Origin of the sequence: Thauera sp., assembly GCF_034003485.1 — a bacterium.
Lineage (GTDB): Bacteria > Pseudomonadota > Gammaproteobacteria > Burkholderiales > Rhodocyclaceae > Thauera.
Window position 1 is genome coordinate 108,915 of sequence record NZ_JAVEYL010000005.1, and the last position, 15,925, is coordinate 124,839.

Below are 15,925 nucleotides of genomic sequence, written 5' to 3' on the forward strand. Positions count from 1 at the left end.
GCGTCACTGAATCAAACAAGAATCGGCAGGCTATCCGGAAGATCAAGACGACATGCTGAGCCAGGAATCGCTGCAACAGATCGATCAAGAGATCGCTAAATATCCGTCCGATCAGAAGCAGTCAGCGGTAATGGCCGCGCTTCGGATCGCACAGGTCGAGAAGGGTTGGTTGCCCAAGGAGCTCATCGAGTTCGTGGCGCACTACCTCGACATGGCCCCGATCGCGGCCTACGAGGTCGCCAGCTTCTACAACATGTACGACCTCGCACCGGTCGGCCGGAACAAGATCACCGTCTGCACCAATCTGCCCTGCGCGCTTTCCGGGGGTGTCGATGCGGCGAACTACGTCAAGCAAAAGCTCGGTATCGATTTCAACGAAACCACGCCAGACGGCAAGTTCACGTTGAAAGAGGGTGAGTGCATGGGTGCCTGTGGCGACGCCCCGGTGCTGCTGGTGAATAACCATCACATGTGCAGCTGGATGACCACCGACAAGATCGACCAGATGCTGGCCGAGCTGGACAAGAAATGAGCACGCAAGGAATGATCCTCGCCGGCTGTGACGGCGACCGCACCTGGCGGCTCCAGGACTACGTCGCCCGCGGTGGGTATTCGGCGCTGAAGAAGATCATCGCCGAGAAAATCTCTCAGGACGCGATCATCGCCGAACTCAAGACCTCTGTCCTGCGTGGTCGAGGTGGTGCAGGTTTCCCGACCGGCTTGAAGTGGAGCTTCATGCCACGCTCATTCCCGGGCGACAAGTACCTCGCGTGCAACTCCGACGAGGGCGAGCCGGGTACGTTCAAAGACCGTGACATCCTGCGCTACAACCCGCACAGCGTCATTGAGGGCATGGTCATTGCTGCCTACGCGATGGGTGCGGCGCGCGGTTACAACTACATTCACGGCGAAATTTTCGACGTCTATTCGCGCTTCGAGGAGGCACTTGCCGAGGCGCGCGCGGCGGGCTTGATGGGCCAGAACATCCTCGGCTCCGATTTCTCCTTCGAGCTCTTTGCTCACCACGGCTATGGAGCCTATATCTGCGGCGAGGAAACGGCGCTGCTCGAGTCGATCGAGGGCAAGAAGGGGCAGCCGCGCTTCAAGCCGCCGTTCCCGGCGAGCTATGGTCTGTACGGCAAGCCAACCACGATCAACAACACCGAGACCTTCGCCTCTGTTCCTTTCATCATGAACATGGGCGGCGAGGCCTTCCTGAACCTCGGCAAGCCCAATAACGGCGGCATGAAGCTGTTCTCGGTGTCTGGGCACGTCAATCGCCCGGGCAACTATGAGATCCCGCTCGGCACACCGTTCGCCGAACTGCTCGAGATGGCTGGCGGCATGCGCGGCGGCCGCAAGATCAAGGCCGTGATTCCTGGCGGGTCGTCCGCGCCGGTTGTGCCGGGCAGCGCCATGATGGACTGCACCATGGACTATGACTCGATCTCCAAGGCGGGGTCCATGCTCGGCTCGGGCGCGGTCATCGTCATGGATGAGACCACCTGTATGGTCAAGGCGCTCGAGCGCCTGTCCTACTTCTATTTCGAGGAGTCCTGCGGTCAATGCACACCATGTCGCGAGGGCACGGGCTGGCTGTACCGCGTGGTGCATCGCATCGAGCACGGCCTCGGCCGCCCGGATGACCTCGATCTGCTGAATTCGGTGACCACGAACATCATGGGTCGCACCATCTGTGCGCTCGGCGACGCCGCCTCGATGCCGGTGCAGAGCTTCGTCAAGCACTTCGGCAGCGAGTTCGAATACCACATCGAAAACAAGAAATGCCTCGTGCCGCCCGAAGTCCAGCGCGCAGGCAGTCAAATCTACGTGAGCCCGTCATGCTAGAGATCGAAATCGACGGCAAGCAGGTCCAGGTCAACGACGGCAGCACCGTGATCGAGGCTGCAGCGGTTGCCGGGTCCTACATTCCGCACTTCTGCTATCACAAGAAGTTGTCCATTGCGGCCAACTGCCGCATGTGTCTGGTACAGGTCGAGAAGGCGCCCAAGCCGCTGCCCGCCTGTGCGACGCCGGTCACGAATGGCATGAAGGTGTGGACGCACTCCGAGCTCGCCGTGAAGGCGCAGAAGGGGGTGATGGAGTTCCTGCTCATCAACCACCCGCTCGATTGCCCGATCTGCGATCAGGGCGGCGAGTGCCAGCTACAGGATCTTGCAGTCGGTTATGGTTCGACAGCGTCGCGCTACCAGGAAGAAAAGCGCGTCGTGTTCAACAAGAACCTCGGTTCGCTCGTTTCCACTGACATGACGCGTTGCATCAACTGCACGCGCTGCGTCCGCTTCACCGCCGAGATTGCCGGTGAGATGGAACTCGGCCAGGCCTTCCGTGGCGAGCATGCAGAGATCATGCCGTTCATCGAGAAGACGATCGACTCCGAACTGTCGGGCAACATCATCGATCTGTGCCCGGTCGGTGCGCTCACCTCGAAGCCTTTCCGCTTCGCTGCGCGTACCTGGGAGTTGTCGCGGCGCAAGTCGGTGAGCCCGCACGATTCACTCGGCTCGAACCTGATCGTGCAGACCAAGCACGACGTCGTGAAGCGCGTGCTGCCGCTCGAGAACGAAGAGGTCAACGAGTGCTGGTTATCGGACAAGGACCGTTTCTCCTATGAAGCCCTTGGGAGCGAAGATCGTCTGACTTCGCCGATGATCAAGCAGGGCGGACAGTGGAAGAAGGTCGACTGGCAGGCTGCACTCGAGTTCGCCGCGACCGGTTTGCGTGGCATTGCCAAGGATTACGGTTCGGCGGCGATCGGGGCGCTGGCTTCGCCGCACTCGACCGTCGAGGAGCTCTTCCTGCTCCAGAAACTGGTGCGCGGACTCGGATCGGAGAACGTGGACTTCCGCCTGCGACAGGCTGATTTCCGCACCGATGGCAAGCGTGCCGGTGCGCCCTGGCTCGGCATGCCGATCGCCGGGGTGAAGGACCTGACGCGCCTTCTGGTGGTTGGCAGCTTCCTGCGCAAGGACGCGCCCCTGCTCGCGCAGCGCGTGCGCCAGGCAACCAAGAAGGGGCTGCACGTCAGCGCCATAGGCCCGAATGCCGAAGAGTGGCTGCTGCCGGTCCGCAATCGCGCACTGGTGGCGCCGTCGGCGATGGTTTCCATGATGGCTCAGGTGGTTGCTGCGCTGGCTCGGGAAAAGGCGGCCGAGGTCAGCGTAGCGCTGGTTGGCAAGCTGCCCGAAACCACTTCGGATGAGGCGCGTGCCATTGCCGAGAGCCTGGCCAGCGGTCGCAAGGTCGCAGTGTGGCTTGGTAATCTGGCTGCGCAACATGCACGTGCGAGCGAACTGCAGATGCTCGCGCAGGAAATTGCCCGACTGACCGGTGGCAGTTTCGGCTTCATTGGTGAAGCCGCGAACAGTGTCGGCGGATATCTGGCGAAGGCGGTGCCGGGTGAGGGCGGGCTGGATGCGGCCGCGATGGTCGCCCAGCCGCGTCATGCCTACGTGCTATTGGGCGCCGAGCCGGAGCTCGACTTTGCAAATCCGTCGACCACGGTTGCAGCGACGTCTTCCGCGCAGTTGGTGGTGGCGCTGAGCGCGTTCGAGTCGGCCACGCTCCGTGATACCGCCGATGTGATGTTGCCCATCGCGCCCTTCACCGAGACCTCCGGTACTTTCGTGAACTGCGAAGGGCGTGTGCAGAGTTTTGCCGCGGTGGCGCGTCCGGTGGGTGACACGCGGCCGGGCTGGAAGGTGCTTCGCGTGCTTGGCAATCTGCTCGCACTCGAAGGCTTCGGCTACGGTGACTCGGAGTCGGTCCGGGATGAGGCGCTCGCTGCCGAGGTTGCGTCGCAACTGGACAACGGACTGGAAGGCATCGTGGTGAATGCTGCGGCTGCAGGCGCCGGGGCACTAGAGCGCGTTGCAGACGTGCCGATCAATTTCGCCGATCCGCTCGTGCGCCGTGCGCCGTCGCTCCAGAAAGCCAAGGATTCGTCGATGCCGACCGCGCGCATGTCGCCCGCAACGCTGGCCGGAATCGGAATCGTCGCCGGGGATCGCGTACGCGTTTCTCAGGGTTCGGGGCACACAGACCTGATTGCACAGGCAGACGAAGGTCTGGCCAATGGTTGTGTGCGCGTTGCGGCTGCCCATCCCACCACCGCTGCGCTGGGCGCGATGAGCGGCGATCTCAACGTGGAGCGTGTCTGATGGAAGCGATGCTGCAACCCGTTGCCGATTTTTTCGGTCCCGCCTGGACGGCGATCTGGACCCTGATCAAGATCGTGGCGATCATTGCGCCGCTGATGATTGCGGTGGCCTATCTGACGCTTGCTGAGCGGAAAGTCATCGGCTACATGCAGGTTCGTATCGGCCCTAACCGTGTGGGGCCGAAGGGTCTGCTGCAACCGATCGCCGACGGCGTCAAACTGCTGTTCAAGGAAATCATCATCCCCAGCGGTGCGAGCAAGGGCCTTTTCATCCTCGGTCCGATCCTCGCGATTGCGCCCTCGCTGGCGGCGTGGGCGGTGATCCCGTTCGACGATGGTCTGGTGTTGGCTGACGTGAATGCCGGCCTGCTGTTCCTGCTTGCGATAACCTCGATGGAGGTGTACGGCGTGATCGTCGCGGGCTGGGCGTCGAACTCGAAGTATCCGTTCCTCGGCTCGATGCGTGCAGCCGCGCAGATGGTGTCGTATGAGGTCTCCATGGGGTTTGCGCTGATCTGCGTTTTGCTGATCTCCGCCAGCCTCAACCTCAGCGATATCGTGATGTCGCAGGGCGAGGGCCGCTTTGCGGACATGGGACTCGGCGTCCTGTCGTGGAACTGGCTACCGCTCTTTCCCATGTTCGTCGTCTATGTGATTTCCGGTATTGCGGAAACCAACCGCGCGCCTTTCGACGTGGTCGAGGGCGAGGCAGAGGTGGTCGCCGGACACATGGTTGAATACTCGGGCATGACCTTCGCGCTGTTCTTCCTGGCTGAATACGCGAACATGATCCTGGTGTCGATCCTGACCTCGATCCTGTTCCTCGGTGGGTGGTTGTCGCCGGTCGGCTTCCTGCCCGACGGTTTCCACTGGCTGGCGCTCAAGACCGCGTTCATTCTGCTGCTGTTCCTGTGGGCGCGAGCCACCTTCCCGCGCTTCCGCTACGACCACATCATGCGCCTGGGCTGGAAGGTGTTCATTCCGGTGACCCTGGTGTGGGTGTTCGTGGTTGCCTTGTGGCTTATGTCGCCGCTGTCGATCTGGAGTTGAGAAGACCATGGGTGCCAAGGATTACATCGGCAGTCTGTTCCTGAAGGAACTCGTCAAGGGCATGGCCCTGACAGGCCGCCATTTCTTCCAGCGTAAGATCACCATCCAGTTTCCGGAAGAGAAGACGCCGCAGAGCAACCGCTTCCGCGGGCTGCACGCACTGCGTCGGTATCCGAACGGCGAGGAGCGTTGCATTGCCTGCAAGCTCTGCGAAGCAATCTGCCCGGCGATGGCGATCACGATCGAATCGGATCAACGTGATGACGGCTCGCGCCGCACGACTCGCTACGATATCGACCTGACCAAGTGCATTTTCTGCGGTTTCTGCGAAGAAGCATGTCCGGTGGATGCGATCGTGGAGACCCGTGTGCTGGAGTATCACGGCGAACAGCGCGGGGATCTCTACTACACGAAGCAAATGCTGCTTGCGGTCGGTGACCGACACGAGTCCCAGATCGCGGCAGACCGCGAGCAGGACGCCAAGTACCGCTAAGGGGAGGGCGCTCAGGCGCCACGAGTCAAGAACATGGAATTCAAGACCTTCGTCTTTTACTTTCTCGCCGTGATCATGGTGTTCGCGGCGCTGAGGGTGATCACTGCACGGAATCCGGTGCACGCGGCGCTGTTCCTGGTGCTGACCTTCTTTAACGCGGGCGGCCTCTGGTTGCTGCTCGAGGCCGAGTTTCTCGCCATCACACTGGTCATGGTCTACGTCGGGGCGGTGATGGTGCTGTTCCTCTTCGTGGTGATGATGCTGGACATCAACCTCGATCGTCTGCGCGAAGGCTTCTGGAGCTACCTGCCGGTGGGGGCGCTCGTAGGCATCCTGATGCTGGTCGAGATGGCCATGGTTCTGGGCGGATCCTACTTCGGCCTCGAAGCGATGCCCGCACCGCCGGCCGCCGCGGAGACCTACAGCAACACGCGTGAGATTGGTCGCGTCCTCTACACGGACTACGTCTATCCGTTCGAACTTGCTTCGCTCGTACTGCTGGTCGCCATGGTGGCTGCGGTGGCGCTGACGCTACGCAAGCGCAAGGGGCTGAAGTCCATTCCGCCCTCGGAGCAGGTCGCGGTGAAGCGGGAAGGCCGTATCGAACTGGTAAAGATGCGGGCCGAAAAAGAAGACTGACGGCTGGCGCGAACAAGAAAAGAACACCGCGCCGGCAGATGAGCCGGCGCGATCAGGGGGTCATAGATGCTTTCGCTTTCCCACTTTCTCATTCTGGGCGCGATTCTTTTCGCGATCAGTGTGGTCGGGATTTTCCTCAACAGGAAGAACCTGATCGTGTTGCTGATGGCCATCGAGTTGATGCTGCTGTCGGTCAACATGAACTTCGTGGCCTTCTCGCACTATCTGGGCGACATCGCCGGCCAGGTTTTCGTTTTCTTCATCCTCACCGTCGCAGCCGCCGAGTCGGCGATCGGCCTGGCGATCCTGATCGTCATGTTCCGGAACATGCGCACGATCCATGTGGATGACCTCGACAGCCTCAAGGGTTAAGGAAACGTCACGATGACGGACATGCAGACTCTCTATCTCCTCGTGCCGCTGGCGCCGCTCGCCGGGGCGATCCTCGCAGGCCTGTTCGGCAAGCAGATCGGCCGGGCCGGGGCCCACATCGTCACCATACTTGGTGTCGCGGTCGCCTTCGTTGCCTCCGTGGTGATCTACCAGGATGTTGCAGCGGGCAACACCTTCAACGGAGCGATCTACACCTGGATGCAATCCGGGGGCATCAATTTCGAGGTCGGTTTCCAGATCGACTCGCTCACCGTGATGATGATGCTGGTGGTGACCTTCGTTTCCCTGATGGTGCACATCTACACCATCGGCTACATGTCCGAGGATCCCGGCTACCAGCGCTTCTTCAGCTACATTTCGCTGTTCACCTTCTCGATGTTGATGCTGGTGATGTCGAACAACTTCCTTCAGCTGTTCTTCGGCTGGGAGGCGGTTGGTCTCGTGTCCTACCTCCTGATCGGCTTCTGGTACGAGCGCCCGACTGCGATCTACGCGAACATGAAGGCCTTCCTGGTAAACCGGGTCGGCGACTTCGGATTCCTGCTCGGTATCGGCCTGATCGCGGCCTACACCGGCAGCCTCGACTACCAGGAGGTGTTCGCCAAGGCGCAGGAACTGTCCGTCACCGAGATGGCAGTCACCGGCTGGCCCTTGCTCACCGCGATCTGCATCTGTCTGTTCATCGGCGCGATGGGCAAGTCGGCGCAAGTGCCGCTCCACGTCTGGCTGCCGGACTCCATGGAAGGCCCGACTCCGATTTCGGCGCTGATCCACGCCGCGACGATGGTGACGGCGGGGATCTTCATGGTCGCGCGCATGTCTCCGCTGTTCGAGCTCTCCGATACGGCGCTGTCCTTCGTCCTCGTGATCGGTGCGACGACCGCGCTGTTCATGGGCTTCCTCGGCATCGTCCAGAACGACATCAAGCGCGTCGTCGCCTATTCGACGCTCTCACAGCTCGGTTACATGACGGTCGCGCTCGGTGTTTCGGCTTACTCGGCTGCGGTCTTCCACCTGATGACGCACGCGTTCTTCAAGGCGTTGCTGTTCCTCGGCGCCGGTTCGGTGATCATCGGCATGCATCACGACCAGGACATGCGCAACATGGGTGGCCTGCGCAAGTACATGCCGATCACCTGGATCACGTCGCTGCTCGGTTCGCTCGCGCTGATCGGTTTCCCGCTGTTCTCGGGCTTCTATTCCAAGGACTCGATCATCGAGGCGGTGCACGCGTCGACCATCGCTGGGTCCGGGTACGCGATGTTCTGCGTGCTGCTCGGCGTGTTCGTGACCGCGTTCTATTCGTTCCGGATGTATTTCCTCGTATTCCACGGAGAGGAACGTTTCGGCAAGGCGCACGAGCACCATGAGCATCACGGTGACCACGATGACGAAGAGCCCTCCGCTGACCACCACCATGGCCTCGGGCCAGGGCAGAAGCCGCACGAGTCGCCCTGGGTGGTGACCCTGCCGCTCGTGCTGCTGGCGATCCCCTCGGTCTTGATCGGCTTCTTCACCATCGATCCGATGTTGTTCGGCGAGTGGTTCAAGGGTGTGATTTTCGTTGGCGACAACCATGTCGGCCTGAAGGAACTCGCAGCGAGCTTCCATGGCCCGGTGGGAATGGCCTTGCACGGACTTCAGACCGCTCCGTTCTGGCTCGCCATGGGCGGGGTCGCGCTCGCCTGGTTCTTCTACATGAAGCGCCCGGACATCCCCGCGGCCATCCAGCGCACGTTCAGGCCGATTCACACCCTGCTCGAGAACAAATACTACTTCGACCGCTTCAACGAGATCTTCTTTGCCGGTGGTGCGCGCGCGCTCGGCAAGGGGCTGTGGAAGGCGGGTGATCAGGGGCTGATCGACGGAATCGCGGTCAATGGATCTGCAAAGCTGGTGGGTTGGGTGGCGCAAATGACTCGCCTCTTCCAGACCGGCCACCTCTACCAGTACGCCTTCATGATGATCATCGGCGTGTTCATCCTCCTCACCTACTGGTTCAACCGTGGCTGAGACGAGCACGCAGGAAGTGAACCACATAACAAGATCGAACGCGCCGTGCGCGGCGCACTGAACGGAAAGCAACGATGACGGACATTCCTCTCCTCAGTCTGGCGATCTGGGTACCGATTCTCGGTGGCCTGCTGGTGCTTGCGACCGGCTCGGATCGCAATGCCCCGCTGGCGCGCATGCTCGCCTTCGCGGTTGCGGTGGCTGGCTTCGTGGTGACGATTCCGCTCTACACCGGCTTCGACACCACGACCAGCGCGATGCAGTTCGTCGAGCTCACCTCTTGGGTGCCTCGCTTCAACATCAATTACCACCTCGGTGTGGACGGCTTGTCGGTGCTGTTCGTCATCCTCAACGCATTCATCACCATCCTGGTGGTGATGGCGGGCTGGCAGGTCATTCAAGACAAGGTTGCGCAGTACATGGCGGCCTTCCTGATCATGTCGGGCCTGATGAACGGCATCTTCTCTGCGCTCGACGGCATCCTGTTCTACGTCTTCTTCGAAGCCTCCTTGATCCCGCTCTACCTGATCATCGGCATCTGGGGCGGCGCAAACCGCGTGTACGCGGCGATCAAGTTCTTCCTCTACACGCTGCTTGGCTCCCTGTTGATGCTGATCGCGATGCTGTATCTGTTCATGCAGTCCGGTGGCAGCTTCAGCATTCTCGAGTGGCATCAGCTACCGCTGCCGATCGAGCCGCAGATCCTCATTTTCCTCGCCTTCCTGATTGCCTTCGGCGTCAAGGTCCCGATGTGGCCGGTGCATACCTGGCTGCCTGACGCCCACGTCGAGGCGCCGACGGGCGGCTCGGTGGTGCTGGCTGCGATCGGCCTCAAGCTCGGTGCCTACGGTTTCCTGCGCTTCTCGCTCCCGATCGTGCCCGATGCCGCGCATCAGCTCGCGCCGCTGGTGATCACGCTATCGTTGATTGCAGTGGTTTACATCGGCTTCGTCGCCCTCGTGCAGGCGGACATGAAAAAATTGGTCGCCTACTCGTCGATCTCGCACATGGGTTTCGTGACCCTGGGCTTCTTCATGTTCAACACGCTTGGAGTCGAAGGCGCGCTGGTACAGATGATTTCGCACGGTTTCGTATCTGGCGCAATGTTCCTCTGCATCGGGGTGCTCTACGACCGCATGCACTCGCGCCAGATCGCTGATTACGGTGGCGTCGTGAACACGATGCCGAAGTTTGCAGCCTTCTTCATGCTCTTTGCGATGGCCAACTCGGGCCTGCCCGCCACTTCCGGCTTCGTTGGTGAATTCATGATTGTGCTTGGTGCAGTCCAGTACAACTTCTGGATCGGCTTCATTGCCGCCACCACGCTGATCCTGGGGGCTGCTTATTCGCTTTGGATGTACAAGCGGGTCGTGTTTGGCAAGGTCGCCAACAAGCACGTGGCTGAACTCGAGGACATCAACGGTCGCGAGTTTGCCTTCCTCGCGATTCTCGCGGCGTGTGTGCTGGCGATGGGCCTGTACCCATTCCCCTTCACCGAAGTGATGCACGCCTCTGTAAACGAACTCCTGCGGCATGTTGCCGTAAGCAAGCTCTGAGCGTTGCTTGGCGCGAGCGCACTAGAGACACTTAACGGACTGGTCAGAAGATGAATTTCGTCGTCCCCGACTTCTACCCCGCAGCGGCCGAGATCTTCGTCGCCGTCATGGCCCTGGTGATCATGCTGGCGAGTACCTTCGCGCGCAGCATCGCCCGCAACCTGTCCTACTTCCTGACGCAGGCGACCCTGATCGGGGCAGCCTTGATCACCATCTACACGATGGAAGGGGAGGTGGTGCATACCTTCAGCAACATGTTCATCAGTGACCTGATGGGCGACTTCCTGAAGCTGATGATTTACTTCTCGACCGCGATCGCGCTGCTCTACGGTCGTGGATACCTGGCCGACCGCAAGATCGACAAGCCCGAGTACTACCTCCTTGCGCTGCTGATGACGCTGGGCATGATGGTCATGGTCACCGCCAACCACATGCTTCCGATGTATATCGGCCTCGAGATGATGTCGCTGGCGTTGTACACGATGGTGGCCTTCGATCGAGACTCTTCGCGCTCGACCGAGGCGGCGATGAAGTACTTCGTGCTTGGTGCGCTCGCCTCCGGCCTGTTGCTGTATGGCATGTCGATGGTTTACGGCGCCACCGGGACGCTCGAGTTCTCCGCGATCGCCCAGTCCATCTACAATCAGTCGGCTAACCAGACCGTCCTGATGTTCGGTCTCGTCTTCCTGGTTGCCGGCATCTGCTTCAAGCTTGGGGTCGTGCCGTTCCACATGTGGGTGCCGGACGTTTATCAGGGTGCGCCGACGGCGGTCACGCTGTTGATTGCGACCGCGCCCAAGCTGGCAGCGTTTGCGATGGCTGTCCGCTTGCTGATCTGGGCGCTGTTTGACGTCGCCGCTGAGTGGCAGGTCATGCTGATGATGGTGGCCGGCGCGTCGATCGTGCTGGGCAATCTCGCCGCGATCGCCCAGCAGAACATCAAGCGCATGCTTGCCTATTCGGGCATTTCCCACATGGGCTTCATGCTGCTCGGGCTGCTCGCGGGCGTGGTCGAAGGGGACCGTCATTTTGCGCTCAACGCCTACAGCTCGGCGATGTTCTACGCCGTGTCCTACGTAATCATGAGTCTCGCGTCGTTCGGGATGATCATTCTCTTGTCGCGCGCGGGCTTCGAGGCCGAGAACATCGACGACTTCAAGGGGCTCAACAAGCGCAGTCCGTGGTTTGCGCTGATGATGCTGTTCGTCATGTTCTCGATGGCGGGGGTGCCCTTCTTCATCGGCTTCTTCGCCAAGCTGTCCGTGCTGCAGGCGGTGGTGGCTGCGGGCTATTTCTGGCTTGCCGTGCTCGCGGTGGTGATGTCGGTGATCGGGGCGTTCTATTACCTGCGCGTCGTCAAGCTGATGTACTTCGACGAGCCGGTTGACGCCTCGCCGATCCACGCTCCGGCCGAGGTGCGTGTGATGCTCTCTGCCAATGGCCTTGCCATCGCGGCACTGGGTCTCGCGCCGCAGATGCTCATGTCGGTCTGCGCGTACGCATTGCTGGGTTCGTTGTGAGCGTGCGTGAGCTCCTCTGACGCCGTGGATCCGTTGAGCGAGTCTGCGCTCAGTTCAGAGCGGGTTTTCGACGGTGCACTGCTCAAGGTCTGGCGCGATCGCGTCCGACTACCGGATGGCGGGGAGAGCGTGCGCGAGTACGTGCGACACCCCGGCGCCGTGGTCGTCGTGGCCCAGCTCGCCGACGGGTCCTTGCTCTTCGAGCGCCAGTTTCGCTATCCGCTGCGGCGGGCATTTCTAGAGTTGCCGGCGGGAAAGATCGATGCCGGTGAAGATATCCTCGACTGCGCGAGACGCGAGCTGCGGGAGGAGACGGGTTACGAGGCGGTGGACTGGCGTCATCTCGGCGTGATGCATCCCTGTATCGGGTACTCGGACGAGCGCATCGAGATTTTCCTTGCGGACGGCCTGACTCACGTTGGGCATGCATGGGACGAGGGCGAGTTTCTCGAGATCCTCCCCTTGCCGGTGGATGTCGTCGAGGCAGGCATCCATGCTGGCGAGATCACCGACGCCAAAACCATCACCGCGCTGTACAGGGCGCTTCCGTTCATTCGGCGTGATTGCGCCCGCTAGGCGCTGCTCAGTCACCTTGCGCGTTGCGGCGAAACGGCGAGCGCTCGTTCAGTTCATCGACATAGCAGTCCATGCCGTTACGTTCGCGCGCTAGGTAGTCGTCAACAGCTCGCCGGAAACGAGAGTCCGCGATCCAATGCGCCGAGTATGTGCGAACGGGGCGCAGGCCCCGGGCGAGTTTGTGTTCGCCCTGCGCGCCGCCTTCAAATCGTTCGAGCCCATGATCGATGCAATACTCGATGGCCTGGTAGTAGCACAGTTCGAAGTGCAGGAAGGGCAGGTTCTCGAGCGCACCCCAGTAGCGGCCGTAAAGGGCCTTCTCGTCACACAGAAAGAAGGCTGCGGCGACGGGTTGCCCTTCGCGCAGTGCCAGCAGGAGTCGCACGGCGTCCGGCATGCGTTCGCCAAGGCGGTGGAAGAAGGCTGGCGAGAGGTAGGGCGTCGAGCGGTGCAGCGCGTAAGTCGTCGCGTAGCAGCGACCAAGGAAATCCCAGTCCGCTGCCCGCGCGTCGTGGCCATCCAGCCAGCGTAGTTCGAGCCCGTGTGCGGCTGCCCGACGTCGCTCCTGGCGGATCTTTTTGCGTTTTTCGCTGTTGAGGCTCCCGAGGAAGGCGTCGAAGTCCTTCCATGGGGGGCACCCGTCGTCTCGAGTAGGGTTAGACGCAACCGGGATGCTGGTGTTTTCGCTTCCGGCATCGGGTGGCTGATTCTCCCAATGGAACTGGACCCCCTCGCGGATCGTCAGTCCCGCGGCAATGAGCAGGTGCCGCTCGTCATCGGCTGGGAACAGGACGTGAAAGGACGAGGCTCCCGATCCTCGGACTTGCATCAGGACGGCATCGAGCAGCGCGCGGCGCGCGCGGAGGTCACGGCCAAGGACGCGCGCGCCGGGAATGGGCGTGAAGGGCAGGGCTGACAGCCACTTCGGGTAATAGGCGAGCCCGTGGCGCAGGTAGGCCTCAGCCCACGCCCAATCGAAAACGTACTCGCCGTAAGAGTGGTCCTTGATGTAGAGCGGCATCGCGGCAATCGGCTCGCCGTGCTCCCATAGCGTTGCATGAGCCGGCGTCCAGCCCGTGCGCCCGCCCACGCATCCGGTGTCCTCGAGAGTTTCGAGATAGGCATGGCGCAGGCCGGGGGGCAGGGTGGGCGAACTCGCCGCGAGCAGCGCGTCCCAGCGCGCGGCGTCGATGTCGCCGATACGCGAAAGCAGGTGGAGTCCGTCGGTGCGGTTCATGCGTGAGCTTCGATGGTGGTCGCGAGTGTGGAGGAGCGCCTGGGTGTTGGTTGCCTTCTTTTTGTGCATCGCGACGATACGCTTACGCCACAGGGCCTTGCAAGCGTTGTCGATGACTTATCCACAGCCTTTCCCCCACTGGCTGTGGGTTTCGCCGCTCCAGTGGTGTTCGCAGGCGCGGCGCGCGTCTCCGGGCTACGAGCGGACTTCCGTGTGGCCACCGAAGCGGTATAGTTTCGCTCCATGAAAGCACACGCACATTCCCCTGTTTCGATCGCTGTCGCGCAACTCAACCTCACCGTGGGCGACCTGGTGGGCAACGCTGACCGGATCATCGCCGCGCTGGAGCAGGCTCGCGCGGCGGGCGCTGACCTCCTGTTGACGCCCGAACTCGCCCTGGCGGGCTATCCGCCGGAGGACCTGCTCCTTAGGCCCGACTTCTACCGCGCTTGCGACCGTGAGACGGAGCGCATCGCGGCTGCCGCAAGTGGCATCACCGTTGTGCTCGGACATCCGGTCGAGGACGGCGATGAGCGCTACAACGCCGCATCGGTGTTGCGCGATGGCAAGCTCGTTGCGCGTTACCACAAGAGTCTGCTGCCCAACTACGAGGTGTTTGACGAGGAGCGCTACTTCGAGGCCGGAAACGCCGCCTGCGTGTTCGAGTGCAAGGGCGTACGCTTCGGCCTCAACATCTGCGCCGACGTCTGGGAGCGCGGGCCTGCGGAGGCGGCGCGGGCGGCTGGTGCGCAGGTGCTGCTGGCGCTCAACGCCTCGCCCTACCACATGAACAAGCAAACGCAGCGTGTGCAGGTGTTGCGCGATCGCGTGCGTGAGACCGGTCTGCCGATTCTCTACTGCAACATGGTGGGCGGCCAGGACGAACTCGTTTTTGACGGTGCGTCGTTTGCCCTCGACCGCGACGGCGCGCTCGCCTACCAGGCCACCAGCTTCGCCGAGGGTGTCGACCTCCTCGGCTACCATGCCGGCGCGTGGCTTGCTGAGGTACGGGCGGACCCGCGCACGCTGGAAGCCGAGGCGTATGAAGCGCTCAAGACCGGCGTGCGCGATTACCTCGGCAAGAACCGTTTTCCCGGGGCGATCATCGGTCTGTCTGGCGGCATCGATTCGGCGCTGACGCTGGCGATTGCGGTCGATGCGCTCGGTGCCGATCGGGTGCGTGCCGTCATGATGCCTTCCCCGTACACGGCCCAGATGAGCTTGGACGATTCGCGCGAGATGGTGCGCCGACTCGGCGTGCGCTATGACGAGATCCCGATCGAGTCGGCGATGAAGGCCCTCGCAGAGCTGCTCGCTCCCCAGTTTGTCGGGCTACCGGCGGACACGACCGAGGAGAATCTGCAGGCGCGCATCCGCGGCATGATCCTGATGGCGCTGTCGAACAAGACAGGCGCAATCGTGCTCACTACCGGCAACAAGAGCGAGATGGCGACCGGCTACGCCACCCTTTACGGCGACATGGCGGGGGGCTTCGCGGTGCTCAAGGACCTCTACAAGACGCTCGTCTTCCGCCTGTCGAACTGGCGCAACACGGTGAGCCCGGTGATTCCGCAGAACATCATCGATCGGCCGCCGTCCGCCGAGCTCAAGCCCGATCAGAAGGACCAGGATAGCCTGCCGCCCTACGAGATGCTCGACGCCATCATCGAGGCCTACATGGAGCGGGACGAGTCCCCGCGCGAGATCATCGCCGCCGGCTTCCCCGAGGCTGAGGTGCGACGCACGGTGGGCATGCTCAAGCGCAACGAGTACAAGCGCCGCCAGGCACCCGTCGGCATTCGGGTGACGCCGCGTGGCTTCGGCAGGGACTGGCGTTATCCGATAACATCCCGCTACCAGGATGAGTTCTGAAAAACAGGAGAGACGTGGATGAAGAAGATCGAAGCGATCATCAAGCCCTTCAAGTTGGACGAGGTACGCGAAGCCTTGTCCGAAGTCGGCATCACCGGCCTCACCGTCACCGAGGTAAAGGGATTCGGACGGCAGAAGGGGCACACCGAGCTTTACCGCGGCGCCGAGTACGTCGTGGATTTCCTGCCCAAGATCAAAGTCGAGGTGGTGCTGGGTGACGACATGGTCGATCAGGCCGTGGAGGCGATCGTCAAGGCCGCCCATACGGGCAAGATCGGCGACGGCAAGATCTTCGTCAGCCCGGTGGAGCAGGTGATCCGCATCCGCACCGGTGAGACCAACGAGTCGGCTATCTGACCCGCTGAGCGGCCCTGCCCTCGCATTGACCAATCCTGG

General features: G+C 61.8%; 14 protein-coding genes. 13 read left to right on the plus strand and 1 reads right to left on the minus strand.

The window, feature by feature from the left end:
• The first annotated feature begins 52 nt into the window (after positions 1-52).
• From nuoE to RBT54_RS04185, 11 genes are all read left to right on the plus strand, one after another.
• Complete coding sequence (nuoE, locus tag RBT54_RS04135; RefSeq protein ID WP_320364399.1) at positions 53-532, plus strand: NADH-quinone oxidoreductase subunit NuoE; 480 nt, start codon at positions 53-55, stop codon at positions 530-532.
• A gap of 11 nt (positions 533-543) precedes the next feature.
• The gene (gene nuoF / locus RBT54_RS04140) at positions 544-1,848 is read left to right on the plus strand and encodes an NADH-quinone oxidoreductase subunit NuoF (protein WP_320364479.1); all 1,305 of its coding nucleotides are present in this window, start codon (positions 544-546) and stop codon (positions 1,846-1,848) included.
• Complete coding sequence (gene nuoG, locus RBT54_RS04145; RefSeq protein ID WP_320364400.1) at positions 1,842-4,181, plus strand: NADH-quinone oxidoreductase subunit NuoG; 2,340 nt, start codon at positions 1,842-1,844, stop codon at positions 4,179-4,181. Before nuoF ends, nuoG begins: the two co-directional genes overlap by 7 nt.
• The gene (nuoH, locus tag RBT54_RS04150) at positions 4,181-5,230 is read left to right on the plus strand and encodes an NADH-quinone oxidoreductase subunit NuoH (RefSeq protein WP_320364402.1); all 1,050 of its coding nucleotides are present in this window, start codon (positions 4,181-4,183) and stop codon (positions 5,228-5,230) included. Before nuoG ends, nuoH begins: the two co-directional genes overlap by 1 nt.
• 7 nt (positions 5,231-5,237) lie before the next feature.
• Entirely contained in the window at positions 5,238-5,723 is a 486-nt protein-coding gene (nuoI, locus tag RBT54_RS04155) for an NADH-quinone oxidoreductase subunit NuoI (RefSeq protein ID WP_320364404.1), read from the plus strand.
• Between the two features lie 33 nt (positions 5,724-5,756).
• On the plus strand, positions 5,757-6,362 hold the full coding sequence (locus tag RBT54_RS04160) for an NADH-quinone oxidoreductase subunit J (protein WP_320364406.1): 606 nt from the start codon (positions 5,757-5,759) through the stop codon (positions 6,360-6,362).
• A gap of 66 nt (positions 6,363-6,428) precedes the next feature.
• Positions 6,429-6,734, plus strand: a complete 306-nt coding sequence (nuoK, locus tag RBT54_RS04165; RefSeq protein ID WP_004304479.1) for an NADH-quinone oxidoreductase subunit NuoK — start codon at positions 6,429-6,431, stop codon at positions 6,732-6,734.
• 12 nt (positions 6,735-6,746) lie between these two features.
• On the plus strand, positions 6,747-8,768 hold the full coding sequence (gene nuoL, locus RBT54_RS04170) for an NADH-quinone oxidoreductase subunit L (RefSeq protein ID WP_320364410.1): 2,022 nt from the start codon (positions 6,747-6,749) through the stop codon (positions 8,766-8,768).
• Between the two features lie 74 nt (positions 8,769-8,842).
• Entirely contained in the window at positions 8,843-10,324 is a 1,482-nt protein-coding gene (locus RBT54_RS04175; protein WP_320364411.1) for an NADH-quinone oxidoreductase subunit M, read from the plus strand.
• 50 nt (positions 10,325-10,374) lie between these two features.
• Positions 10,375-11,844, plus strand: a complete 1,470-nt coding sequence (gene nuoN / locus RBT54_RS04180; protein WP_320364412.1) for an NADH-quinone oxidoreductase subunit NuoN — start codon at positions 10,375-10,377, stop codon at positions 11,842-11,844.
• Between the two features lie 6 nt (positions 11,845-11,850).
• Positions 11,851-12,420, plus strand: coding sequence for an NUDIX hydrolase (locus RBT54_RS04185; RefSeq protein WP_320364413.1), 570 nt, complete (start codon positions 11,851-11,853; stop codon positions 12,418-12,420).
• A 7-nt stretch (positions 12,421-12,427) separates the two neighbouring features.
• Here RBT54_RS04185 and RBT54_RS04190 read toward each other — a convergent pair whose 3' ends face one another.
• Entirely contained in the window at positions 12,428-13,657 is a 1,230-nt protein-coding gene (locus RBT54_RS04190; protein ID WP_320364414.1) for a GNAT family N-acetyltransferase, read from the minus strand.
• A 243-nt stretch (positions 13,658-13,900) separates the two neighbouring features.
• On the opposite strand from RBT54_RS04190, the gene RBT54_RS04195 reads away from it, so the two are divergent.
• On the plus strand, positions 13,901-15,529 hold the full coding sequence (locus tag RBT54_RS04195) for an NAD+ synthase (protein WP_320364415.1): 1,629 nt from the start codon (positions 13,901-13,903) through the stop codon (positions 15,527-15,529).
• Positions 15,530-15,547: 18 nt separating this feature from the next.
• The gene (locus tag RBT54_RS04200; protein ID WP_320364416.1) at positions 15,548-15,886 is read left to right on the plus strand and encodes a P-II family nitrogen regulator; all 339 of its coding nucleotides are present in this window, start codon (positions 15,548-15,550) and stop codon (positions 15,884-15,886) included.
• Positions 15,887-15,925 lie beyond the last annotated feature (39 nt).

Excerpts from the sequence above, each read along its gene's own strand:
- nuoE (WP_320364399.1), top strand. The coding sequence starts at position 53 with ATGCTGAGCCAGGAATCGCTGCAACAGATCGATCAAGAGATCGCTAAA.
- nuoG (WP_320364400.1), top strand. The coding sequence starts at position 1,842 with ATGCTAGAGATCGAAATCGACGGCAAGCAGGTCCAGGTCAACGACGGC.
- nuoK (WP_004304479.1), top strand. The coding sequence starts at position 6,429 with ATGCTTTCGCTTTCCCACTTTCTCATTCTGGGCGCGATTCTTTTCGCG.
- nuoI (WP_320364404.1), top strand. The coding sequence starts at position 5,238 with ATGGGTGCCAAGGATTACATCGGCAGTCTGTTCCTGAAGGAACTCGTC.
- RBT54_RS04160 (WP_320364406.1), top strand. The coding sequence starts at position 5,757 with ATGGAATTCAAGACCTTCGTCTTTTACTTTCTCGCCGTGATCATGGTG.
- nuoL (WP_320364410.1), top strand. The coding sequence starts at position 6,747 with ATGACGGACATGCAGACTCTCTATCTCCTCGTGCCGCTGGCGCCGCTC.
- nuoN (WP_320364412.1), top strand. The coding sequence starts at position 10,375 with ATGAATTTCGTCGTCCCCGACTTCTACCCCGCAGCGGCCGAGATCTTC.
- RBT54_RS04190 (WP_320364414.1), bottom strand. The coding sequence starts at position 13,657 with ATGAACCGCACCGACGGACTCCACCTGCTTTCGCGTATCGGCGACATC.
- RBT54_RS04195 (WP_320364415.1), top strand. The coding sequence starts at position 13,901 with ATGAAAGCACACGCACATTCCCCTGTTTCGATCGCTGTCGCGCAACTC.
- RBT54_RS04200 (WP_320364416.1), top strand. The coding sequence starts at position 15,548 with ATGAAGAAGATCGAAGCGATCATCAAGCCCTTCAAGTTGGACGAGGTA.
- nuoF (WP_320364479.1), top strand. The coding sequence starts at position 544 with ATGATCCTCGCCGGCTGTGACGGCGACCGCACCTGGCGGCTCCAGGAC.
- nuoH (WP_320364402.1), top strand. The coding sequence starts at position 4,181 with ATGGAAGCGATGCTGCAACCCGTTGCCGATTTTTTCGGTCCCGCCTGG.
- RBT54_RS04175 (WP_320364411.1), top strand. The coding sequence starts at position 8,843 with ATGACGGACATTCCTCTCCTCAGTCTGGCGATCTGGGTACCGATTCTC.